The organism is Achromobacter sp., from assembly GCF_057314935.1.
Window position 1 is genome coordinate 95,439 of sequence record NZ_DBHKZA010000001.1, and the last position, 22,956, is coordinate 118,394.

The 22,956-nt window shown below is 66.9% G+C and carries 18 protein-coding genes; 3 read left to right on the forward strand and 15 right to left on the reverse strand.

Going from position 1 to position 22,956, the window contains the following annotated elements; all coding sequences use genetic code 11:
- Window positions 1–77: 77 nt before the first annotated feature.
- Window positions 78–1,628, forward strand: a complete 1,551-nt coding sequence (locus ACO6D5_RS00470; RefSeq protein WP_315526669.1) for an ABC transporter substrate-binding protein — start codon at window positions 78–80, stop codon at window positions 1,626–1,628.
- Between the two features lie 72 nt (window positions 1,629–1,700).
- Here ACO6D5_RS00470 and ACO6D5_RS00475 read toward each other — a convergent pair whose 3' ends face one another.
- The 12 genes from ACO6D5_RS00475 to ACO6D5_RS00530 form a co-directional block, all read right to left on the reverse strand.
- On the reverse strand, window positions 1,701–4,217 hold the full coding sequence (locus tag ACO6D5_RS00475) for a TonB-dependent siderophore receptor (RefSeq protein WP_485824311.1): 2,517 nt from the start codon (window positions 4,215–4,217) through the stop codon (window positions 1,701–1,703).
- 191 nt (window positions 4,218–4,408) lie between these two features.
- On the reverse strand, window positions 4,409–5,386 hold the full coding sequence (locus ACO6D5_RS00480) for a FecR family protein (RefSeq protein WP_485824312.1): 978 nt from the start codon (window positions 5,384–5,386) through the stop codon (window positions 4,409–4,411).
- A gap of 49 nt (window positions 5,387–5,435) precedes the next feature.
- A complete protein-coding gene (locus ACO6D5_RS00485; protein ID WP_485824313.1) occupies window positions 5,436–5,942 on the reverse strand; it encodes an RNA polymerase sigma factor in 507 nt (168 codons plus the stop codon).
- Window positions 5,943–6,047: 105 nt separating this feature from the next.
- Window positions 6,048–7,049, reverse strand: a complete 1,002-nt coding sequence (locus tag ACO6D5_RS00490) for a Bug family tripartite tricarboxylate transporter substrate binding protein (RefSeq protein WP_485824314.1) — start codon at window positions 7,047–7,049, stop codon at window positions 6,048–6,050.
- Window positions 7,050–7,093: 44 nt separating this feature from the next.
- Window positions 7,094–8,020, reverse strand: coding sequence for an allantoinase PuuE (locus tag ACO6D5_RS00495; protein WP_485824315.1), 927 nt, complete (start codon window positions 8,018–8,020; stop codon window positions 7,094–7,096).
- Between the two features lie 24 nt (window positions 8,021–8,044).
- The gene (locus ACO6D5_RS00500) at window positions 8,045–8,542 is read right to left on the reverse strand and encodes an ureidoglycolate lyase (protein ID WP_315526675.1); all 498 of its coding nucleotides are present in this window, start codon (window positions 8,540–8,542) and stop codon (window positions 8,045–8,047) included.
- A gap of 1 nt (window position 8,543) precedes the next feature.
- Window positions 8,544–9,182 carry an FCD domain-containing protein gene (locus ACO6D5_RS00505; protein ID WP_315526676.1) on the reverse strand — a complete coding sequence of 213 codons (639 nt, stop codon included), beginning with the start codon at window positions 9,180–9,182 and terminating at the stop codon, window positions 8,544–8,546.
- 625 nt (window positions 9,183–9,807) lie between these two features.
- On the reverse strand, window positions 9,808–11,370 hold the full coding sequence (locus tag ACO6D5_RS00510) for an ABC transporter substrate-binding protein (RefSeq protein ID WP_315526677.1): 1,563 nt from the start codon (window positions 11,368–11,370) through the stop codon (window positions 9,808–9,810).
- 35 nt (window positions 11,371–11,405) lie between these two features.
- Window positions 11,406–12,542 carry a C45 family autoproteolytic acyltransferase/hydrolase gene (locus ACO6D5_RS00515; protein ID WP_485824316.1) on the reverse strand — a complete coding sequence of 379 codons (1,137 nt, stop codon included), beginning with the start codon at window positions 12,540–12,542 and terminating at the stop codon, window positions 11,406–11,408.
- Between the two features lie 107 nt (window positions 12,543–12,649).
- Window positions 12,650–13,420 (reverse strand): polysaccharide deacetylase family protein, encoded by a 771-nt coding sequence (locus ACO6D5_RS00520; protein WP_485824317.1) that lies wholly within the window; start codon window positions 13,418–13,420, stop codon window positions 12,650–12,652.
- Window positions 13,417–14,301 (reverse strand): polysaccharide deacetylase family protein, encoded by an 885-nt coding sequence (locus ACO6D5_RS00525; protein WP_485824318.1) that lies wholly within the window; start codon window positions 14,299–14,301, stop codon window positions 13,417–13,419. Before ACO6D5_RS00525 ends, ACO6D5_RS00520 begins: the two co-directional genes overlap by 4 nt.
- Window positions 14,301–15,323 carry a Bug family tripartite tricarboxylate transporter substrate binding protein gene (locus ACO6D5_RS00530; protein WP_485824319.1) on the reverse strand — a complete coding sequence of 341 codons (1,023 nt, stop codon included), beginning with the start codon at window positions 15,321–15,323 and terminating at the stop codon, window positions 14,301–14,303. The genes ACO6D5_RS00525 and ACO6D5_RS00530 overlap by 1 nt, the downstream gene beginning before the upstream one ends.
- 224 nt (window positions 15,324–15,547) lie before the next feature.
- Between ACO6D5_RS00530 and ACO6D5_RS00535 the strand changes: the two genes are divergently transcribed.
- Window positions 15,548–16,318, forward strand: coding sequence for an IclR family transcriptional regulator domain-containing protein (locus tag ACO6D5_RS00535; protein WP_315526681.1), 771 nt, complete (start codon window positions 15,548–15,550; stop codon window positions 16,316–16,318).
- A gap of 41 nt (window positions 16,319–16,359) precedes the next feature.
- Here ACO6D5_RS00535 and ACO6D5_RS00540 read toward each other — a convergent pair whose 3' ends face one another.
- From ACO6D5_RS00540 to ACO6D5_RS00550, 3 genes are read right to left on the reverse strand one after another with little or no spacing between them, the layout of a single operon-like run.
- Window positions 16,360–17,832, reverse strand: coding sequence for an efflux transporter outer membrane subunit (locus tag ACO6D5_RS00540; RefSeq protein ID WP_315526682.1), 1,473 nt, complete (start codon window positions 17,830–17,832; stop codon window positions 16,360–16,362).
- A gap of 14 nt (window positions 17,833–17,846) precedes the next feature.
- Entirely contained in the window at window positions 17,847–20,999 is a 3,153-nt protein-coding gene (locus tag ACO6D5_RS00545) for an efflux RND transporter permease subunit (protein WP_485824320.1), read from the reverse strand.
- Window positions 20,996–22,063 carry an efflux RND transporter periplasmic adaptor subunit gene (locus ACO6D5_RS00550; protein ID WP_485824321.1) on the reverse strand — a complete coding sequence of 356 codons (1,068 nt, stop codon included), beginning with the start codon at window positions 22,061–22,063 and terminating at the stop codon, window positions 20,996–20,998. The genes ACO6D5_RS00545 and ACO6D5_RS00550 overlap by 4 nt, the downstream gene beginning before the upstream one ends.
- Before the next feature lie 250 nt (window positions 22,064–22,313).
- Here ACO6D5_RS00550 and ACO6D5_RS00555 point away from each other — a divergent pair, with 250 nt between their 5' ends.
- Window positions 22,314–22,943 (forward strand): TetR family transcriptional regulator, encoded by a 630-nt coding sequence (locus ACO6D5_RS00555; protein ID WP_315526684.1) that lies wholly within the window; start codon window positions 22,314–22,316, stop codon window positions 22,941–22,943.
- Window positions 22,944–22,956 lie beyond the last annotated feature (13 nt).

Consider the following 22,956-nt stretch of genomic DNA (forward strand, 5'->3'; position numbering starts at 1 on the left):
GAGTCGCCATAATTAGCAGATTATTTTGGCGCCAATATATGCGTGAAATCTGCGCCGCACGCCGGGGAGTCTTTTCCATGCACCACCATTTCGTTCCGCGGGCGCTTGCGCTCTCCCTGGCGCTTGCCGCCGTGCCGGTCCACGCCGCAGTGCTCACTGTGGCGCAACCGGCCGACATCCGCTCGACCAACCCCGGCGTCAACCGCGACAACACCACCGACGGCGTGGTGCTGAACATCGTCGAAGGCCTGGTCGGCTACCGCGAGAACGGCACGGTCGGCCCACTGCTGGCCAAGTCGGTCGACTTGTCGCCAGACGGCCTGACCTACACCTTCACGTTGCGTGACGGCGTCAAGTTCCACAACGGCGCCACGCTGACCTCGGCGGATGTGATCTGGAACTGGCAGCGCTACATGGATCCCAAGACGGACTGGCGCTGCCGCAGTGACTTCGACGGCCGCAACGGCCTGAAGGTGACGGACGTGTCCGCGCCCGATGCGAAGACCGTCGTGATGAAGGTCGACCGCAAGTCGGCGGTATTCCTGGATTCGCTGGCGCGCACCGACTGCGGCATGACCGCCATCATCTCCAAGGATTCGGTGGCGGCCGACGGCTCGTGGATCAAGCCCGTGGGCACCGGCCCCTACATGTTCAAGGATTGGAAGCGCGGCGAATACACCCTGCTGTCGGCGTTCAAGGACTATGTCTCGCCCGAAGGCGACAAGCCGGACGGCTACGTGGGCTCCAAGCGCCCGCTGGTAGACGAGGTGAAGTTCCTGGTCGTGCCGGATCCGTCCACCTCCAAGGCCGGCCTGATGTCCGGCGCCATCGACGCCAGCCAGATCACCAACACCGATGTGGGCGAATTGAAGAGCGCCAAGAACCTGACCGTCTTCAGCCCGCACGACGCCGTCAAGCACGTGCTGCTGTTCCAGACGCAGGATCCGGTGTTGAAGAACGTGAAGGTGCGCCAGGCCATCGCCGCTTCACTGGACATTCCGCAGGTGGTCGCCGCCGCCTCCGAAGGCCTGGGCCAACTGAACAATTCGGCGGTCTACGCCGGTTCGGCCTATTACAAGGAAGCGGAAAAGCGCAGCTACAAGTACGACCCGGCGCGCGCGCAGCAGCTGCTGAAGGAAGCGGGCTACAAGGGCGAACCCGTCGTCATCTACGCGAACAAGCGCGCCCACGTGCCCAGCTACCAGGTCGCCGTGATCGCGCAGGCCATGATGCAGTCGGTCGGCATCAACGCCAAGATCGAGGTGCTGGAATGGGCCACGCAGCTGGACCGCTACAACACCGGCAAGTACCAGGTCAGCTCGTTCTCGTTCTCGTCGCGCCTGGACCCGTCGCTCAGCTTCGAGCAGTTCGCCGGCGACAAGGAAAAGCAGCCGCGCAAGGTCTGGGATGATCCCGCCGCGCAGAAGCTGATAGACGAGAGCTTCCTGGAATCCGACCCGGCCAAGCGCCAGGCCCTGTTCGACCAATTGCACGCCCTGATGCTGGAACAGACCCCGATGCTGATGCTGTACAACGGGGCGGACGCCTGGGCGGTCAACAAGCGCGTCGAAGGCTTCTCGGTCTGGGAAGGCAAGCCGCGCGTCTGGGAAACCAAGGTCGCCAACTAAGGCGCGGCGCCCGTCCGGGCGCCGCCTGGCGCGATAGGCCCCGGGGCAGTGATGCCCCGGGGCCTATCGCATTCAGAACGTGGCGCGCATCGTCAGCATGACGTTGCGCGGCGTGCCGTAATAGTTGTTCTTGCTGTTGGAGCCCAGGCCCGAGTAGTAGCGCTTGTCGAACAGGTTGTTGACGTTCAGCGTGGCGCTCATGGATTTGCTGATGTCGTACTGCACCAGCGCGTTGGCGACCGTGTAGCCGCCCTGGCGGGTCGTGTAGCCCGCCTGGCTCCATTGCCCGCCCGACTGCACCCATTCCTGGCCGCTGACCGAGCTCTTGCTTTGCATGGTCACGCCGCCGCCCACCATCCACTTGTTGTATTGGCCAGGCAGCCGGTAGGTGGACCACAGCTTGAACAGATGCGCCGGCGTGTTCTTGGCGTAGCGCTGGTCGCCCCGGCGGTCCTTGTTGTGGTTGAAGGTATAGCCCGCGTACAGCTGCCATCCGGGCGTCAGTTCGCCGCTGGCTTCCAGGTCGATGCCGCGGCTGACCACCTTGCCTTGCGCGATGTAGCAGCAGGCGCTGCCGTCGTCGGGGTTGGAATCGGTGGGGTAGCGGCCGTCGGACGCGGCTTCGCCGTTGCGCTCGGTGTAGTAGAGCGCGGCCGACGTGTTGAGCTTGCCGCCCATGTGCGATCCCTTCACGCCCCATTCATAGGTGCGGCCGGTGATCGGGTCCAGCGGCTTGCCGGGCTGCGGGCCCGACAGGTATCCCGCCTGCGGCTTGTAGATCTCGGCGTAGCTGAGGTAGGTGGTCCAGGCCTCGTTCAGGTCGTACGTGACCGCGCCGAAGGGCGTGATGACGTCGTTGTCCTTGAAGTTGTAGCGCTCGGTCCAGTTGGCGGTGCCGTCGTCGGCCATGCCCGAGCGTTCCAGGAACTGCTTGTAGTTGCTGATCCGCAGCCCGCCGATGACGTGCAGCGGATCGGCCAGCGACAGGCGCAACCGGGCATAGGCGCCGGAGCGCTCTTCGCCGTAATACGGGAAGTCGATGTAGGACGTGCCGACACCGAAGTCCGGCGTGTCGGGTTCGGGCCAGTACGCCTGGGACAAGTCCGCCAGGTTGACGGGGCCTCCGCCGGCAAGCTCCGTGCGCTTGGCATGCGCCTTGTGCTTGCTGTAGTCGGCGCCGATGATGAAATCGTGCGAGCGTCCCAGCAGGTCGAAGCTGCCTGCCAGGTTCGTGTCCAGCTGGTTCTGGTAGCCGGCCGAACGGAAGTAGGCGCCACTGTAGGCCATGCCGTCGCCGGTCGCCGGATCGACCGCGCCGCTCAGGTAGCCGTACTTGTCGTTGTAGTGCTGGGCGGAATGCGTGGCCGACAACGAGAATTTCCAGCCGTTGGAAAACGTGTGCTTCACGTCGCCGAAGATGTCCCAGGCTTCATGGTGCTTCGCGCTCCAGTCGGTCGCCAGGCTGGTGCTGCGGGTGAAGCCGATGTCCTCGCCGGTGTTGTAGCGGGGCAAGCCGTAGTACCAGGGCGTTTCGCGGCGCTTGTCGTAGCTGGCGCCCAGCATGACGGTGGTGCGCGGCGCGACGTCGGCTTCCAGCACGCCGTAGAACGTCTGGCCGGCTGATTTGGCGGTGTCGTAGAAGTAGTGCTTGGTGTCGGCCGCCGCCACGATGCGCCCGCGCAGCTTGCCGTTTTCCACCAGCGGGCTGCTCAGGTCCGCCACGGCGCGGTAGTTGTCCCAGCTGCCGGCCGACACGCTGCCCTTGGCCTGGAAGCCTTCCAGCGGCCGCTTGCGCACCAGGTTGATGGTGCCGCCGGGTTCACCGGCGCCGGAATACAGGCCGTCCGCGCCCCGCAGGACTTCGATGCGGTCGTACTTGACCAGATCCGGGTCCGCGATGAAGTCGTTCTTGCCCAGCGCGGCGACTGCGCCGCCGTCCACCCGGATGTCGGTGATCTGGAACCCGCGCGAGAAATACTTGCCCCCGGTGACGTATTCGTCGGGGACGACGGTGATGCCGGTTGCCGCGGTCATCGCGTCCGCCAAGGTCGTCATGCCGCGGTCTTCGATCTGGCGCGAAGTGATGACCGTGACAGACTGCGGCGTTTCGCGCAACGATTCCGCGGTCTTGCCCAGGGTCACGGCCTGGGCGGCATAGGAATGGGTGTTTTCGGACGTGGCGTCAAAGGCGCCCGTCACGGTGACGGGCGCCAGCTGCACCGGCCCCGGCGCCGAGGTCAGCGTGATACTGCCCCCGTCACGCACGTAGCGGATGCCGGTGCCGTGCAGCAACTGGTCCAACGCCTGTTCCGGCGTCATGGTTCCGCTGACCTGGCGGGCGTTCAGCCCGGCCACCAGATCGGGCACGAAATAGATTTCGATGGGCGCCTGCTGGCCAAGCTGCAGCAGCGCCTGGTTCAGCGATTGGGCCGGGATGTCGATCCGGACCGCGGCCGGTTGGGCCTGCGCGGTGCCGGGGGCGGGCAGGGCGCCCAGGCTTGCGGCCAGGCCGCATGCGCCGATCCAGGTGCGCCAGGCGGCGGGGCGGGAAAGCGCTGGCTTGCGCTTGCGCGAAATGTTGATGCTCACGATCCTTCTATTCCATGACGAGGCGTGCAGGCGCGAGGCGCCGGTTTCCCTTTGGCCAAAGGTGCTTTGGAAGGGCGGCGGGAAGCCCGCCGCCCAACCGCTACTGTCCAGAGTGGAAAACGCGCGAAAGTCCGTAATGGAAAGCGCAGATTATTTGAAACTAAATGTATTTTTTCGCGCCGCAGGGCGGTTCAACGGGCACGGATGACGATGCCGCCGTCGCGGCCTCGCAAGACCTCGACGGGAACCATCGAGGGCAGGGCATTCAGGAAGGCGCTGGGGTCGTCCACGCTGAAGACGCCCGCGATCCGCAGCCGCCCCAGGCGCGCGTCGGCCAGCAAGATGGGTTGCGCCAGATAGCGATTCATTTCGCTGATGACTTCCGCCAGCGGCGCATTGGCGACGACGATCTTGCCCTGGCGCCAGGCGGTCAGCGCCTGCACGTCGACGGATTCGATGTCCGTCAGCGCTTGGCCCGCGGGCTTGCGCACGCCTTGGCCGGCGGTCAGGTTGACGGCTTGCCGCCGCCACCAACTGCCCGTCGTCACGGCGACCGAGCCGGATTCGACGGCGACAGACGCCGCGTCGCCATCGCGGCGGACGTTGAACCGGGTTCCGGTCACCCGCACCTGGGTCTGACCCGCGTCGATCAGGAACGGCCGCTGCGCGTCCGGCGTCACCGAGAACATGATTTCTCCGGACTCCATGTCCACCGTCCGGCGGTCCGCGTAAAGCCGCACGCGCGCGCGGGTGGCGGTGTTGACCTCGAGCATGGTGCCGTCGGACAGCAGCACCTGGCGCCTTTCGCCCGCGCGGGTCGTGATCACCTGCTCTTGCAGGATCGGGTCCGACGGCCACAGGTTCCAGCTGACCCCGGCGACCGCGGCCGCGCTCAGCCCCAACCCGAACGCCAGACGGCGCCGGCCAATACTCGACGGCTGCCGCGACGGCAGCACGCGGCGCAGGCGTTCGGCGTCGAACCGGGCAGTGGCCTGCCACACGGCTTCCATCTCGGCGTAGGCGGCGGCATGGGCGGGATCGGCCTGCCGCCACGCTTCGAATGCCGCCTGCTGGGCGGGCGTCATCCCGCCCGACCGCACACGCGCGAACCAGTCCGCCGCCGCTTGCGAGGCACGGTCGCTGGAATCGGGTTGAGAGGGATCCGTCATGGGCGCACGGGTTGATGCCGTCTTGGGAAGCCGAAGACTATACAGGGGCTCAGGGGGCATGTTGCTTCAACCTGATGTGCAGATGGCGCATGCAGCGTGCCATATGCTTTTCCACCATGCTGACCGACAGGTCCATGCGCTGCGCGATCTCGCCCATGGTCCGGCCTTCCAGCCGATGCCAGGCGAAGACCTGCTGGCAAGGCAGGGGCAGTTCTTCCAGCGCTTGCTGCAAGGCGTCGGAAAGCTGCGACGCCCGAGTGTTCGATTCGACCTCCGCGACGGCCGGGTGCTCGTGTTCCGCCAATTCCTGCCAGGCCACGCTATGGACCGAGACCTTGTCCTGATACCGCGCCGTCATGCCGTTGCGGATGCTGCGCCGCAGGTAAGCCGCCGGGTCCCGAAGCAGATCGGGCTGCGCGGCCTGCAACAGGCTTAGCGCCGCATTCTGTGCGGCATCCTGCCCCTCGTCGGCATCATGCTTGCGCCGTGCCCACGCACTGACCAGATCAGCGTAATGGGCCAGCCATCCGGGTAGGGGCGGGCGTCGGGAGGACACGGGGTCGGGGCCATTGGGACAAAGGGGCGTGCATTATTGCAAATCGTTCTCAATACAGCAATTGCCCCTTGTGCTGTCCCGGGCCCACGATCCCCGGAAAGTGCGTTAGTCGAGTTTGACGCCCGCTTGCTTGATGACGGCGCCCCAATCCTGGACTTCCTTGCCCAGGAAGGCGCCCAATTCCGCGGGCGTGGACGGGGCCAGGATCAGCCCTTCGTCGGCGTAGCGCTTGCGCAGGTCCGGGTTGGTCAGCACTTGCTGCAGGGCAGGCTGCAAGCGCTCGATGACGGCAGCCGGCACGCCGGCCGGCGCCATCAGGCTGTACCAGGTGGTCGCTTCCAACCCCTTCACCCCCTGGGATGCCGCCGTCGAGACGTCGGGCAGCGCGGGCGACTTTTCGGTTCCGGTCACGGCCGCGGCGCCGACACGGCCGGCCTTGTACTGAGGCAGCATTTCCACGACCTGGGTGACGCCCATGCTCAATTCGCCCGAGGCCACGGCCAGCAGCACCGGCGAGCTGCCCTTGTAGGGCACGTGCACCAGTTTGCCGCCTGTGGCCAGGTTCAGGACTTCGCCAGTCAGATGGGTGATGCTGCCGGCGCCGGAAGATCCGAACGTCAGCTTGCCCGGTTCTTTCGCGGCCAGGGCAACGAGTTCCGGCAGGTTCTTGGCGGGCAGGGCCGGGTTGATGGCGAAGACCAGCGGGCTCTTGCCGACGAGCGTGATCGGCTGGAAGTCCTTGACCGGGTCATAGTTCAGGTTCGGGTACAGGCTGGGGGCAATCGCCAGCGTCGATACGTTGCCCAGCAGCAGCGTGTAGCCGTCCGGTTCCGCCCTTGCCACGGCATTGGTCCCGATGGTGCCACCCGCGCCCGCCCGGTTCTCGACGATCACCTGCTTGCCAAGGGTGTCGTTCAGTTGTTGCGACAGGGCGCGCGCCAGCGTGTCGGCCGCGCCACCCGGCGGGAAGGGCACGACGATGCGGATGGGCTTGTTCGGATAGGGCTGCGGTTGCGCTTGCGCAGCCGTCCCCAGACCCAGCGCCAGCACCGCGGCCAGCGCGGTGGCCAACGCGCCGCGGCGATTGAATTTCCTGTACTTCGACATACTGCTCTCCTGAAAGAGAAAACGTGGTCATTGCAGAAAACGAATCAGCGCAGCGCGTCCTGGGCGAACGGATGGCAGGCGTGCCAGTGGCGGGCGATATCCGCGCGGCGGCACACCCACACATCACGGTGGGCCGCCACATGGTCCAGGAAGCGCGCCAGCCCCGCCGCGCGGCCGGGCTGGCCGACCAGGCGCAGGTGCAGCCCCACGGACATCATCTTGGGAGCCGTCGACCCTTCCTCGTAAAGCATGTCGAAGGCGTCGCGCAGGTACTCGAACAGATCCTGTCCCGTGGCCATGCCGCCGCGGATGAATTTGGCGTCGTTGTTGGCCAGGCCGTATGGCACGAGCAGATGCGGCGTGTCGCCGACGTGCGTCCAGTAGGGCAGTTCGTCGTTGTAGGTGTCGGAGTCATACAGGAACCCGCCTTCCTCCACGAGCAGCGCGCGGGTATTCAGGCTGGGGCCATAGCGGCAGTACCAGCCCAGCGGGCGCGAGCCCACCGAACGGGTGATGGATTCCACCGTGCGGCGGATGCGCTCGCGTTCCTGTTCCAACGTCAGGTTCTGATGCCGTTCCCAGCGCCAGCCATGCGCGCAGACGTCATAGCCCGCGGCGCGGATCGCGTCGCAGACCTCGGGGTTGCGTTCCAGCGCCAGGCCGCAGCCCAGCACCGTCGCGGTCATGCCGCGGGATTGCAGCATCCGATGCACCCGCCAAAAACCGATGCGGCTGCCGTATTCGAACATCGACTCGGCCGCCAGGTCGCGGCCGGTAAAGCCGCCCGCGCCGCCTTCGGTCAGCCCGGTCTCGGATTCCGCGTCGCCGTCCGGCACCGACGGCTCGCCGCCTTCCTCATAGTTGATGCACAGGTTCAGCGCCAGACGCGCGCCGCCGGGCCATTGGGGATCGGGGGGATTTGCGCCATAGCCGATGAAATCGCGGCGCAAGTGGGGAGGATCGAAGTTCATCACGGACAAGCCACCTGAGAAGAATCAACCGGGAAGGGAAACGACGGCATGGGGGGCCGGCGCCTGCCAGAACTCATCGTCGTCATCACGGCCGGTCTGGCCCATCAAGACCAGGAATTCCGCCGGCCCGCCCAGCACGGTCAAGCCGTGATGCCAGGTGCCGACGCGATAGCAAACGCCCTGGCTGCCGGACGCCAGAAAGGCCGCCAACCGCGCCATATCCGGCAAGCCGTCGGCCCCGGTCGGCGCGACCACGACAAGGTAGGGCGTCGCCGTCAGGGGAACAAAGGTCTGGGCCGCGTGCGGATGCCGCTCCATCAGTTCGATCACGACCGGGCCGGCCGGCCGCGCATTCACGCGGCTGACCCAGCAGGCCTGCCGCATGACTTGCGGCCCGTGCCGCATCGGCTCCGTCAGGAAGTGGCGGCGTTCCGCGCCCTGATGCGCGATCACTTCGCCATATGGCGCGAACGCATCGGCGGTAAGCGGCTGGGCGCGCACGACGGCGGGAGAATTCGTCACGTCACGCGCCATGGCTCAGGTATCCCAACGAGTTGACGTAGCTGCGGCGCACGCTCTCCAGATGGGCGGCCATCGCCTGGCGCGCGCGGGCGGAATCGCCCGACAACAGGCCCTGCACGATCGCCAGGTGCTCTTCCCTGGCTTGCACCTGCCGCTGCGGCAATCGCTCAACGTCGCACATCCGCACCTGCCGGCGGGTCGCGGTGATCATCGACGCCAGATTCCGGTTGCCGCAATAGGCGGCCACCAGGTCATGCAGGGCGTTGTCGACTTCCCAATCCGACTTTTCGTCAGGCGTCTGGGCATCCAGCAAGGCCTGCAGGCGCGTGCGCAGTCCTTCCAGCGGCTCGGCCGGAATGCGCCCCGTCGCCATCGCCGCCGCCTCGCTTTCCAAGAGGCTGCGGATCTGCAGCAACTCCAGCAGATCCGTCACGCCGAACGACCGCACCACGATCGATCCGTTGGACAGGCGCTCCAGCATGCCTTCGCCCAGCAACCGATTCATGGCGGCGCGCAGGGGCGTGCGCGACACGTCCAGCTCATCGGCCAGGCGGCGCTCTTCGAGCACTTCGCCAGCCGGAATCCGGCGCGAAACGATTTGGTCCAGAAGCGTTTGATAGGTGCGTTGCGTAGCGTTCATGGCGTGTTGCAGGAATGGAAGCGGCGCCGCCCCCGGGAAAAACAGGTCGCGGCCATGCGATGGCTGAACGGTACTTCATTGGTATCCCAATGGGATACCAGTAGTATCCCGAATAGGCGAGGCGTACGCGCTGGCTCGGCGAAGGGCAGAAATGGGGAAGGGAAATGTCCTGATCGGGGTGCGGAGCCGAGGAAGGGGGATACGCCCAGAAGGCGGGCGCGATTGGCGCAGGACGGCGTCTGCGATGGATCAGGAAGGGGCCAGGGAACGAGCGATTACGCCCAACAGGAGCGCGGTCGCTTGCAGAGAAACACCGCCACGACGCCCGCAACCATGTATGCCGATTGTGGCCGCCCGCGCGGCCGCAATCGGCGGGCGACGCAAGACTCTCCGCCAACCACGGGTCTGGCAGCGCCTCAAGCCAAGACGCTGGTAGCCCGTCGGCGCAGCCACCCTGACGGCGCGCAACCTCGATGCGCCCGAGGGAATCTGAAGGCCGCGGCCGCAGGCCGCAACGAAGATGACAAGGGGGCAGTCCGGAGCGAAGGCTCCGGACCGCAATCGTGGGCGCGCGCCGTCAGGGTGGCTGCGCCGACGGGCGTCCTACTTCACCGCCTTACAGCGCTCACTGAGAAACCCGCTCCACTTCCCATGCACGCGGCTTCTTCACCGCCCAAGGCTGGTACCCCTTGATGCTGCTCCGGTAAGCCCCGATATCCAGCCCGTTATAAAGCGGAATGCTCGGCACGTCCGCCAGGAACAGCTGATGCAGCTGATCGAACGCCGCCTGCCGCTTGGCATGATCCGTATCCACCGACGCCGCTTCCACCAGCTTCGCGGCTTCCGGGTTATCCCAGACCTTGCGCGGTTGTTTGGCCTTGTCGCCCGTCACCATCTCGTAGTTCAGCGCCGCGTCCAGGCGCGCCGAATACGGGAACGTCATCATCTGATAGGTGCCCGCGTTGTAGCGGTCCAGCTGCGTCGCCCACTCCACCACCGACAACTGCGCATTGATGCCCACCGACTGCAGCATCGCCTGCACGATCACCGCCGAGTTATACGACTGCGGGTAACGCTTCGTGGTCAGGATCGACAGTTCCTGGCCCTTGTAGCCCGCTTCCTTCAGCAGTTTCTGCGCCGCGGCCGGGTCGTAGTCCCAGCCTTTCTTCTGGACCGCGTCATGGTAGGGCGACACTAGCGGCACGATGGAATTGTTGGGCTGGGCCAGGCCTTCGGTCACGGCCGCGGCCAACTGCTTGTAATCGATGGCGTGGGCCAGGGCCTGACGCATCTTCGGGCTGGACAGCACCGGGTCCTTGGTCTGCAACAGCAGCGCCGTCATGCTCATCACCGGCGCGTAGGCCACCTTCACGTTCGGCGTGCCTTGCAGCACCGGCACGTCGTTGTTGGACACGTCTTCGATGATGTCGATGTTGCCGCGCTGCAAGGCGGCCTTGGCCGTGGAATCGTCCGGCACGATCATGAAGCGCACTTCGTCCACCAACGGACGCTTCGAGCCGGTGTAGCCGTCGCGCTTGCCGTCCAGGTTCGAGTAGCCCGCGAACTTGGTCAGGCGGATGTATTCGCCGCGTTTCCATTCGGCCAGTTCGAACGGGCCGGTGCCGATGGGCTTGATCCAGGCGCCGTCCGCGCCAACGGAGTCCTTGGACAGGATACCGGTGCCGCCGCAATCGGTGCGGGCCAGCGACGCCAGGAACAGGCTGGTGGGTTTTTCCAGGTGGTAGACCACCGTCTGCGCGTCGGGCGCTTCCACGCCGGTGACCTTCACCGTGCCGCGGCCGTCGAATTCGCTGGCGCAGCGCCAGCCGGAATTGGCGGCGGTGTAGTGCTGCCACGTCCACAGCACGTCGGCCGACGTCATCGGTTTGCCGTTATGGAACTTGATGCCGTCGCGCAGCTTGAAGGTATAGGTCTTGCCGTCCGGGCTGATGTCGACGGACTTGGCCAGCAGGGGGCGCACTTCGGCGTCTTCGCCGTACGCGACCAGGCCTTCCACGATGTGCAGGACGACGGCGTCGCTGTTGCTGTCGCGGTTGACGCCGGGTTCGGTCGAACGGATGTCGGCCGTCAGCGAAATGCGCAGCGGCGGCGCGGATTGCGCGGCAGCCGTGCCGGCCAGAGCGGCCAGCGCCAGCGCAACCGCGGCGCGCAAACAATGGTTCTTCATTGATATTTCCTCGGGTTGCGCGGGCGCATTGCCGGTCAGGCGGCGGCCAGCAGTTCGGGTTCTGCGGTCAGACTGTAGCGGGTGAACGTGCGGTTCAGCGCGGGCAGCGGCGCCACTTCCATCAGGCCGGCGGCGGGCTCCATCACGACCATGGCGACCGTGGCCGACAGGTTGTCGTGGCTGCCCGGGCGCGGCGGGCGGCAGACGGAATAGGGCGAACCGAAGTCGTCGAACAGGGCGTGCTTCAGATCTTCGCGCGTCAGCTGCGTCTTCTCGTTCAGCAGGCGGCGCACGCGCCAGTCCCGGTAGGCGCTTTCCGGCGTGCTGGCGCGGCCGGTGTCGCGCAGCTTGCCCAGCGCCACTTCGCTGACCCAGTGGTTGGCGTGCACGATCAGGTCGTCGGCGCCGGGGTAGATCGGGAAGGCTTCATCGGTGGTGCATTCGTAGTCGACGCCAAAGCCCGCGGCCATGCCGATCATGATGTTGTTCGAACACGACTTGGGGGTGGTGGCGACGGCCTTGATGGCCAGCGCGAAATGCTGCTGTTCCAGCACCTTGCGGCGGATCAGCGACAGCGGCACGCCCAACTGGCGGAAGTCGCGGTCGGATTCCAGGTAGTTGGCGGTGATGGACACGCCGGCGCTGTTCAGACCGCTGCGGGCCAGGCCGCCGGCTTCAACGAAAGTCAGGATGTCCGGGCCGTTGTCGTTGCGCACGCGCAGCACGATGGCGGTTTCGGCGCATTCGGCGCGCCAGTCCCAGTTCTGGCCATGGATCAGGTTGCCGTTGGCCGAACGCGTGGGCAGGATCAGGGCGCCCGTGCAGCCGTCGCCGGGTTCCAGTTCGGCGGCCTTTTTCTTTTCGGCGCGCGCCTTGGCGACGACTTCGGTGCGGGCGTTCACCATCACGATGTCTTCGAACGGCACATTCGCACCTGCGGCGATGCCGCGCATTTCTTCCAGGTAATGCGGGGCGAAGTCCTCGATTTCACGGGCGAAGTGGGCGATGAGCTGGGTGCGCGCCATGGCGTCGTAGCCCAGGTCGACCAGCGTCTGGCCGTACATGGCCGCGCTTTTGCGCACGCGGTCGGCGGCTTGCTGGCCATAGGAGCGGCCACGGGCTTCGGGCGTGCCGGAAACCGATACGAAGGGGAATTGGGTGATCTGGGTCATGGACGGTAAGCGGCGACGCGCGCCGTGTAGTCGGAGGGAAATCAATATTTCAAAAATGTTAGCTTATTTTGGCGCCAATATTGCTCAGGGTTTACCCAATGACGGATCTATCCTGTCCGCAATGCACGCGCCGCCAGATCGCCGCACGCCGCAAACTCGGCGCCGGCCGCCCGGAAGCGTTCCAGCAATTGCTCCACTTTCTGCAGACGCGCCGCCCGGCCCACGCCGTGGTCGGCGCGCGGATGCAGGGTCAGGCAGGCGTAGCCTTCGGCGGCCAGCAACGCGTCGCCTTGTTCCACCCAGTGCGCATAGGCGCGGTCCTGGGTGACGCGGCGGCTGAAATGCGTGGCGTCGCACAGGCCTTCGCTCCAGGGCAGCTCGACCATGCCTGCGCCGCCGTCGCCGTCCAGCGCATAGGGCGCGTCGTCGTCGATCGCGCTGCTGTCGTAGCGGTAGCCCAATTGCCGCAGAAGCGGCACGGTGCGCGCTGAAAACGCGCTGCTGGTGTAGCGGAAGCCCTGCGGCGCGGCGCCCGTCAAACGGGCCAGGCGGTCGCGGGCGCGCTCCAGCACCTCGGCTTCGCGGTCGCCCAGCGTGCTCAGGTCTTCGAAGGCGTTGCCCTGGGAGGCCGCCTCGTGGCCGTCGCGCAGGCTCTGCTCCAGCAGGTCGCGGCAACGCTCGGCTTCGAACACCGGCCAGAAGAGCGTGGCGCGGATGCCTTGCCGGCGCAGCATGTCCAGCACGCGGGACAGGCCGCCGCCATAGGTGTAGCGGCCATGGGCATCCCGGCCGTGCAGCGCGGTTTCGGGTTGGGTCGCGGCTTCGGGGCCGATGCCTTGCACGTTCAAGGTCACCAGCACGGTCTTGGGGGCGGTCATGCGCGTCTCCAGTTGTCGGGGCGGGCAAGGCAGTGGCGGGCCAGCGCTTCCAGCGTCATGACGTGCACGTCCGGTTGCGCGGCGACGTGGGCGAGGAAGCGGTCCAGGGCCGCAGCACGGGCGGGCGTGCCGGAACCCCCGGCGGCCTTGGGGTGCACGGTCAGGTGCACATAGCCTTCGGCCTGGCGCAGGGCCTCGAATTCCTGGACCCAGTTGTCGCAGGCTTCGGCGGCCAGGCTGTGGCCCGAGAAGTAGAAGGGGTAGTCGTCCAGCGACACGGTGTTGTTCGGCAGCATGATGAAGCCGTCGTCGCCGTCGGCCAGGTAGGGCCGGTCCTGGTCCTTTTCGCTGGCGTCGTAGCAGTAGCCCAACTCGCGAAGCGCGGGCAGGGTGCGATGGCTTTTGCGCCCGGACGGTGAACACCAGCCCACCGGCGTCACACCCAATTCCTGCTGGATGATCCGGTGGGTCTTGGCCAGCAGCGCAGGCTCTTCGTCGCCCAGGTCCCAGGCTTCGTGCAGATAGCCGTGCGCGGCGATCTCGTGTCCGGCGGCCAGGATGGTGTGGAAGGTCGCGGGGTAGTGTTCGACGTCGTATCCGCAGGCGAAGAAGGTGGCGGGCATGCGGTGCCGCGCCAGGATCTCCAGATGCCGGGGCACGCCGCGCCGGATCGCATAGCGGCCCGCGGTGTACGGGCCCACCGGCAATTGCTTGCGGCCGACTTCGACGGCGGGGCCGTCCACGTGGACGGTGACGCAGACCACGGCGCGCACCGGCGGGGCGTCAGCGGCCCGCAAGCCCTGCGCGCGCAGTTCGTGGTCCAGCGGCAGCCAGGGGTTGGCGTCGGCGCCGATGGCGGCGCCGTAAGGAATTCGTTGCATCAGGTGGCCTTGATGTCGGCGTTTTTGATCAGGGTGCGCCACTTCTCGCTTTCGCTGGCGACGAAGCGGCCCAGTGCTTCGGGCGTGCCGCCATGCAGCTCCAACCCGTTTTGCGTCAATTGCGCCAGCGCTGGCTGCTTGAGCGCGCTTTGCACCGCGCCGTTCAGCGTCTTGACGATGGCGGCCGGCGTGCCGGCGGGCACGAACACGCCGTTCCAGCCGATGGCCTGGTAGCCGGGGAAGCCGGACTCGGCCACGGTGGGCACGTCCGGCAGCGCCTGCGCGCGCTGCGCGGACGTCACCGCCAGCGGGCGCGACTTGCCGCCGTGGATGAATTGCTGCTGGTTGATCACGACGTCCATCAGGATGGGGAACTGCCCGCCCAGGAAGTCGTTGACCGCCGCCGCGGCGCCCTTGTACGGCACGCCGGGCAAGTCCAGCCCGGCCGTGGCCTTCAGCAGCTCCATGGCCAGATGCGCCGAACTGCCGTTTTGCGTGATGCCGTAGAAGTACTTGCCCGGATTTGCCTTGATAAGGGCGACCAGCTCTTGCAGCGTGCGCGCCGGAAACGACGGGTGCACGACCAGCACATTGTTGTAGTAGCAGACCATCGACACCGGTTCGAAATCCTTGACCGGGTCGTAGCCGATGTTCTCGTACAGGCTCTGGTTCACGGTATGCGTGCCGGTGGAGCCCAGGGCGATGGTGTAGCCGTCGGGCGCCGAGCGCGCGGCCTGCTGCGTGCCGATGTTGCCCGCCGCCCCGCCTTTGTTGATGACGACCACGCTTTGCTTGAGCGCTTCGCCGATGCCCTGCGCCAGCGGCCGGGCCACCAGGTCGGTGCCGCCGCCCGCGGGGAAGGGCACGATGAACTGGATCGCGCGCCCCGCCGGATAGTCCGCCGCCCACGCTTGCCCGGGGCGGGCGATCGCCGCGCCGGCCAGCGCGGCGGCGGATGCTGTCAGGAATTGGCGGCGGCTGATGCCGCCTTCCGGTACGTCATTGCTGCATGACTGCTTCATGGATTTCCCCTTGGGTGCTGCTTCTAGTTAAATATCATTATTCGATAAAAATTCATTCTTACCAATTAGTATTTATCTATAAATGATAAAAATAAGAAAGACGATAGCCTTCGTCTGGCTGCGGGCGAACAAGCGATAGCCTGCCTTCATGACGCCGTGCTGCGCGGCCGGGCGCTGTGATACGCTCCGCCCGTTTCCCGCGTTGTTCCTTGCCCCCAGACCCCATGTCCACCCTGAAGCGAGCCCTGGCCATTCTTGACCTCTTCAGCCTAGACACTCCGGTGCTCACGGCCGAGGACATCATTTCCCGCCTGGCGTATTCGGCGCCCACGGGCTACCGCTACATCCGCGATCTGTCCGACCTGGGCTATCTGCTGCGCATGACGGGCGGCGGCTACAAGCTGGGGCCGCGCATCATCGAACTGGACCACCTGATCATCGATGGCGACCCGGTACTGGCCGTGGCGCGGCCGATCATGCGCGAGGTGGTCGATCAAGTCGGGGGCGACGTGCTGCTCAGCGTGATCCACGGCTTGCGCATCCTGAACATCCATCACGAACGCGGCCCCGATGAACTGGGCATCGCCCATGGCCGCGGCCGCGCGCATCCCTTGTTCCGCGGCGCCACGGCCAAGACCATCGTGGCGTTCCTGCCACGCAAGGACCAGCGCAAGCTGTACGAGGCGCACGCGGAAGAGGTCCGCGCGCTGGGCCTGGGCGATACCTTGGGTGAATTCACGGCGCGGCTGGACACGATCCGCGTGCAGGGCGCTTACCTGGGGGTGGGGGAAATATCGCCCGAGCGGGCGGGCATCGCGGTGCCGGTGTTCCAGGAAGACCGCCGCATCTTCGGCGCGCTGACCGTCACGTTCCTGGCGACGCGGCTGAACACGATCGCGCAGGACAAGACGACGGCGCTGCTGCAATCCGCCGCGCGCCGCATCGAATCGCTGGCGTTGGCCGCGCGCATGAAAGAACAGGCCCCTGCGGCGTAAGCGCGAGGGGCCTGTTTGCTGACTGCCGGGGTCCGGTCGCTTCAGGGCTGCCGGGAGGCGGTCTCCGGGGCCCGCGCGGGCGAGCCCATGGCCTGGAACAGTGCCGCGGTTTCGGTCAGACGGGCATTCGCGTATTCCAGTTCGCGCAGCCGCGCCGCCACGTAATGCTGTTCCGCCGCGTACTCCGTATAGGGAGCCAGCGCGCCCAGCCGCACGCGGCTGGCCGTGTTGCGGTAGGACTGCTCGGCCGCCCGCCGCGATGCTTCGGCCGAGGCCAGCGCCTGCCCGTCGGCATCCAGGCGCGACAAGGTGTCGGCCACGTCCTGGAACGCGGTCAGCACGGTCTGTTTGTACTGCAGCACGGCGGCCTGGTAGCGCTCCTGCGCGGCGCGCCGTTCGGCCAGCAGCGCGCCGCCGTGGAAGATAGGCTGCGTCAGCGACGCGCCGATCGCCCAGATCGACCCGGCGCCCGACAGCGCGGACGGCCAGCTGAAACCGCCTTTACCCATGGACGCGGACAGCGACAGGCTGGGAAACAGCTGCGCCGTGGCCACGCCCACATCGGCCGCCGCGGCCTGCACCACTGCGTCGGCGACCAGCACATCCGGGCGCGACGCCAGCAGTTCGGACGGCACCACTACCGGCACCTGCGCCGGCACCGCCAATGTGCTGAATGCCAGATCGTCCGGGGCCTGGTCGGGGCTGCGGCCCAGCAGCACGGCCAGCGCGTGGCGCGTGGCGTGCCACTGCGCCCGCAGTCCGGGCAGCGAAGCCTCCAACGTGGCGGCGTCCTGGTCGGCGTCCAGCGCATCGTTCTGCGAGGCGGATCCCAATTCGTAGCGGCGCTGCGTATCGCGCGCCACCTGGCGCAGCAGCACCACCTGCTTTTCGGTCAGCGCCACGCGCTCGGCAAGCGATGCGGAGGTGATGGCGCCGGTGACGATGTTGCCCGCCAGCGAGCGCCGCGCGGATTCCAGCTGGAATGCCTGCTGCTCGACTTGCGCCGCCAGCGAGGCGTTGGCGAAGCGCGCGGCACCGAACAGGTCCAGATCGTAGGTGGCCTGGATCTGACCGGTGAAGACGTTGTAGAGCGCCGTGGGCTCGGGCAGGTTGGGCATGGTCAGCGCACGGTTGCGTTTGGCGTTCCCGCCTGCGTCCACGGACGGCAGCAGCGACGAATTGACCTGCGCGCGCAGTTGCTCGCGCGCACCCGCCAGATTGCGTTCCGCGGCGGCCAGGTTGGGGCTGTTGGCCAGGCCTTCCTGCACCAGCGCATCCAGCGCGCTGGAGCCATAACGCTTCCACCATTCGGGCACGGGACGCGCGCCTGCCTCGAAGGTTTGCGCCACGCCCTGGGCGGCGGCGCCGGCAGGGGGCACGGGTTCCACGCCGTATTGCGCGGGCGAGGCCACGGCGGGCGGCTTGCTGTCCGGGGCGAAGGCGCAGGCGCCCAGCGCCAGGGTCAGCGCCAGCGCGAGCGGCACCTTGGCCAGCCGGAGGGGGAGGATCTTCATCGTCAAATTCCTCGTTACAGCGTATCGGCGGCGTTGGCGCCGGGCGGCACGCCTTCCGGTTCGTCGCGTTCGTCGTGGCGCACGCGGAACCAGGCCGCATACAGCGCGGGCAGGAAGAACAGCGTCAGCACCGTGGCGCTGGTGATGCCGCCCATCAGCGCCGTCGCCATCGGACCGAAGAAGTTGCTGCGCAACAGCGGGATCAGTGCCAGCACGGCGGCTGCGGCCGTCAAGACGATGGGGCGGAAACGCCGCGCGGTGGCGCCGACGATCGCGTCCACGCGCTTGTGGCCGTTCAGGATGTCCTGCTCGATCTGGTCCACCAGGATCACCGAGTTGCGCATGATGATGCCGAACATCGCGATCACGCCCAGCATGGCGACGAAACCGAAGGGCTTGCCGAACAGCAGCAGCGCCGCCACCACGCCGATCAGGCCCAGCGGCGCCGTCAGCACCACCATCAGCACCCGTGCAAAGCTCTGCAGCTGCACCATCAGGAGCGTCAGCACGGCCACCGCCATCAGCGGCATCTGCGCGTTGATCGACGACTGGCCCTTGGCGCTTTCCTCGACCGGGCCGCCCACTTCGATGCGGTAGCCGACCGGCAGTTCCGCACGGATGGCGTCCAGCTTCTTGTCGATGGCTTGCGTGACGTCGATGCCCTGCGATCCGCTGGTCACGTCCGCCTGCACCGTGATGGTGGGCTGGCGGTCGCGTTCCCAGATGACGCCGTACTCAAGGTCGTAGCGCACCTGTCCCAGGCTGCCGAGCGGCACCGGGCCGTTGGGCGTGGGCATGGCCAGCGTGGCCAGGCGGGCGGGGTCGACGCGTTCGTCCCGGGGCGCGCGCAGGCTGACCGTGATCAGCTTGTCGCGTTCGCGGTACTGCGTCACGTTGTAGCCCGACAGGGTCATCGCCAGGAAGTCGGAAATGTCGCTTGAACTGATGCCCAGCTCGCGCGCCTTCTGCTGGTCGATCTCGAAACGCACCGAGCGCTCGGAAGGCTCGTCCCAGTCGAACTGCACATTCACCGACCGGTTGTCGGCGCGGACTTCGGTGGCGACCTTCTCGGCCACGGCCCGCACGTCGGAGATCTTGTCGCCGCTGACGCGGAACTGCACCTGATACCCGACGGGCGGCCCGTTCTCCAGGCGCGACAGGCGGGTGCGGACGGCGGGGAAGTCCTCGCGCAGCATCGGCGCCAGCCACTGCGCCAGTTTTTCGCGGTCTTCCACCGAGTGCGCGGTGATGACCAGCTGGGCGAAGTTGGGCGTGGCCAGTTGCTGGTCCAGCGGCAGGTAGAAGCGCGGCGCGCCGGTACCCACGAAGCTGACCGAATGGTCGATCTCGGGCCGGCCGTCCAAGGCCTTTTCCAGCCGCTCCACCTGACGCAGCGTGGCGGCGAACGACGCGCCTTCCTGCAGGCGCATGTCCACCAGCAGTTCGGTGCGGTCCGAGCTGGGGAAGAACTGCTGCGGCACGAGTTTGAACCCCGCCATCGACACGACGAAGATCAGCACGGTGGCGGCCAGCACCCAGTAGCGGCGGTCCACGCACCATGCCACCCAGCCCCGCAGGCGCTGGTAGAAGCGGGTGTTGTAGATGTCGTGTTCGTGATCGTGCGGCAGATGGGCTTCGCGCTTGCGCTCGGGCAGCAGCCGGTAGCCCAGCAGCGGGATCAGCACCACGGCCGCGAACCAGGACGTGATCAGCGCGATGGCCGACACCTGGAAGATCGACCGGGTGTACTCGCCGGTGCTGGACTTGGCCAGCGCGATGGGCAAAAAGCCCGCCACGGTGACGAGCGTGCCGGTCAGCATGGGGAAGGCGGTGCTGGTGTAGGCGTAGGCCGCCGCGCGGGCGCGGCTCCATCCTTGCTCGAGCTTCACCGACATCATTTCCACGGCGATGATGGCGTCGTCCACCAGCAGGCCCAGCGCCAGCACCAGCGTGCCCAGCGACACCTTGTGCAGCCCGATGCCGAACACGTCCATGAACAGGGCCGTGACCGCCAGCACCACCGGAATCGAAATCACCACCACCATGCCCGTGCGCAGGCCCAGCGACACCAGGCTGACGATCAGCACGATGGCGACGGCTTCGGCCACGGATCGCAGGAAGTCGTCGACGGAATGCGAGACCGCCTGCGGCATGCTGGAGACCTCGGTCAACGTCAGGCCTGCGGGCAGCTGGGCCTTCAGCTTTTCGAAGGTCGCGCCCAGCGATTTGCCCAGGCGCACCACGTCCTGCCCGGGCTGCATGGTGATGCCGATGCCCAGCACGGGGTTGCCGCCTGCGCGCATCTGTTCGACGGGCGGATCGTCGTAGCCGCGGTGGATCGTGGCGATGTCGCCCAGCCGGATGGATTTCCCGTTCACCCGGATCAGCGTATCCGCCAGCGCGCGGCTGTTCTCGAACTGGCCGGTGGGGCGCACGAAAATGCGGTCGTCGGCCGTCGTCAGGGTGCCGGCGCTGGCCACCGCGTTCTGCGTATTGATCGCCTGGGCGATCTGCTGTGGCGACACGCCCAGGCGGGTCAGCTGCGTGTTGGAGATTTCGATGTAGACGTGTTCGGCCTGATCGGCGAAGTAGTCCACCTTGGCCACGCCGGGCACGCGCAGCAGCACCGTGCGCAGCTTGTCCGCATAGTCATGCAGCTGCGCCGGCGAGAATCCGTCGCCCTGCAATGTGTAGATGTTGGTGTAGACGTCGCCGAACTCGTCGTTGAAGAATGGGCCCTGCACCCCTTGGGGCAGCGTGGCCTGGATGTCGCCGACCTTCTTGCGGATCTGGTACCACTGGTCTGCCACGGTGCTGGCGGGCGCCGAGTCCTTCATGGTGTAGAAGATCAGCGATTCGCCGGGGCGCGAGTAGCTGCGCAGGAAATCCGTGTTGGGGGTCTCCTGGAGCTTCTTGCCGATGCGGTCGGTGACCTGTTCCTGCACCTGCTGCGCGGTCGCGCCCGGCCACAGGGTCTTGATGACCATGACGCGGAACGTGAAGGGCGGATCTTCCGACTGCGCCAGCTTGGAATACGACAACACGCCGAACAGCGTGACCAGCGTAATGATGAAGATCACCAGCGGCTGGTGGCGCAACGCCCAGGCCGACAGGTTGAACTTGCCTTCTTCGTGGCTGTGGCCGGGTTCCCGGTCCGGCGCGCTCATGACGCGAAGTCCTCGGGGTGCAGCGGCGGCACGGCGCGCACTTTTTCGCCGGCGGATACCGTGTGCACGCCTTGCCAGACCAGGCGTTCGCCGGCCTTCACGCCGCCTGCCAGCGTGACGGTGCGGGCGTCGTAGCGCAGCACCTGCACGCGGCGCAGCTCCAGCGTGTCTTCTTGCGGCTTGACGACCCAGACGGCGGGCGCCTTGCCGTCATGGAACAGCGCGGTGGCCGGCACCGTGTAGGTCGCCTGGTTGTCTGAACCCCGATTGTCGAAGCTGATGTTGGCGGTCATGCCCAGCCGGACGTCCGGCGAGGGCGATTCCAGCGTGAGCTTGACGCGGTAGGTGCGGCTTTGCGGATCGGCGGCCGGCGCAATCTCGCGCAAGACGGCGGTAAAGGTCTTGCCGGGCAGCGGGCCCAGCGTGACGTTGGCGCGTTGACCGACGGCAAGTCCCGCCAACACGCTTTCGGGCACGTCGCAGATCGCGTCGATGTCGCCGGACCACGCCAATTGGTAGACGGGCGTCCCGGCGGCCACGTTCTGGCCGGTGTCGGCCTGTTCGGCGGTAATGACGCCCGCATGGTCGGCCTGCAGGGTGGTGTACTTCAACTGGTCAGCCGACAGCGCCGCTTGCTGCGCGGCCTGGTCGCGTTGCGCCAGCGCCGAAGCGTAGGCGTTGCGGGTCTGCTCGAGCTGGTTCGCGGCGATCAGGTTTTCGCGTGCCTGGGCGCGGTCGCGGTCCAGCTGCTGGCGCGCATAGTCCAACTGATGCTGGGCGGCCGACAACTGGGCTTTCGCGGCGGCTGCGTTCTTGGTCGCGTCGGCGGGGTCCAGCTTGGCCACGATCTGGCCCGGGGTGACGGTGTCGCCCAGCCTGACCTGGCGTTCGATGATCTTGCCGCCCACGCGGAACGACAGCGGGGTGCTGTAGCGCGCCTGCACTTCGCCCGGCAAGGTCCAGGCTGGCAGGCGTTCGTCGGCCTTGGCCGGCATGGCCACCACCGGCCGCGGCGCGGGGGCGGGCGCTTCCTTGCGGCCGCAGGCCGACAGGGCCACGGCCATCGCCAAGGCCGCGGGCAAAGCCAGCCGGCGCGTCCAGCGGCGGGGGGATGAATGGGGCGGCGCCGCGGCGGCGGCAAGGTCGTGCGCGGCGGAGTGCGCGCAGGGGCCAGGACAATTCACGAAACACCTCGCGGCGCGGAAAAGGGCAAAAGAGGGGCGAGTCAGACTCGATACGGCATGGATTCTAATGCAAGTCTGTATTCGGATACAAGACTGTATTTGAAAGGGGCGCCAATGCTAAACTCGCGCCATGTCAAAAATCCGCCTTACCCGCGAGCAAAGCCGAGACCAGACGCGCCAGCGCCTGCTGGACGCTGCGCAATCGGTTTTCCTCAGCAAGGGTTTCGTGGCCGCCAGCGTCGAGGACATCGCCGAACTGGCCGGGTACACGCGCGGGGCCTTCTATTCCAATTTCGGCAGCAAGTCCGAACTGTTCCTGCAATTGCTCCGGCGCGACCATGAAAAGGTGATGGCCGACATGCGCGCCATCTTCGAGGACGGCGAATCGCGCCCGCAGATGGAGGCGCGCGTGCTGGAGTACTACAGCACGCACCACCGCGAAAACGACTGTTTCCTGCTCTGGATGGAAGGCAAGCTGCAAGCCGCGCGCGACCCGGAGTTCCGGGTGGGCTTCACGGACTGCCTGCGCGAACTGCGCGCCGCCACCACGGAATACGTCCGCCAGTTTTCCGCCCACGTGGGCACGCCGCTGCCGCTGCCGGCAGAGCAACTGGCCATCGGGCTGCTCGCCCTGTCGGACGGCATGCAGTTCAGCTATGCCTTCGATCCGCAGGGCGTCCCGCTGGAAATGACCGAGGCCGTGCTGGCGGGATTCTTCCGCCGCGTGGTCTTCGGCGACCCCCCGCCCGAGGGGCAATAAGCCACGCCAAGTC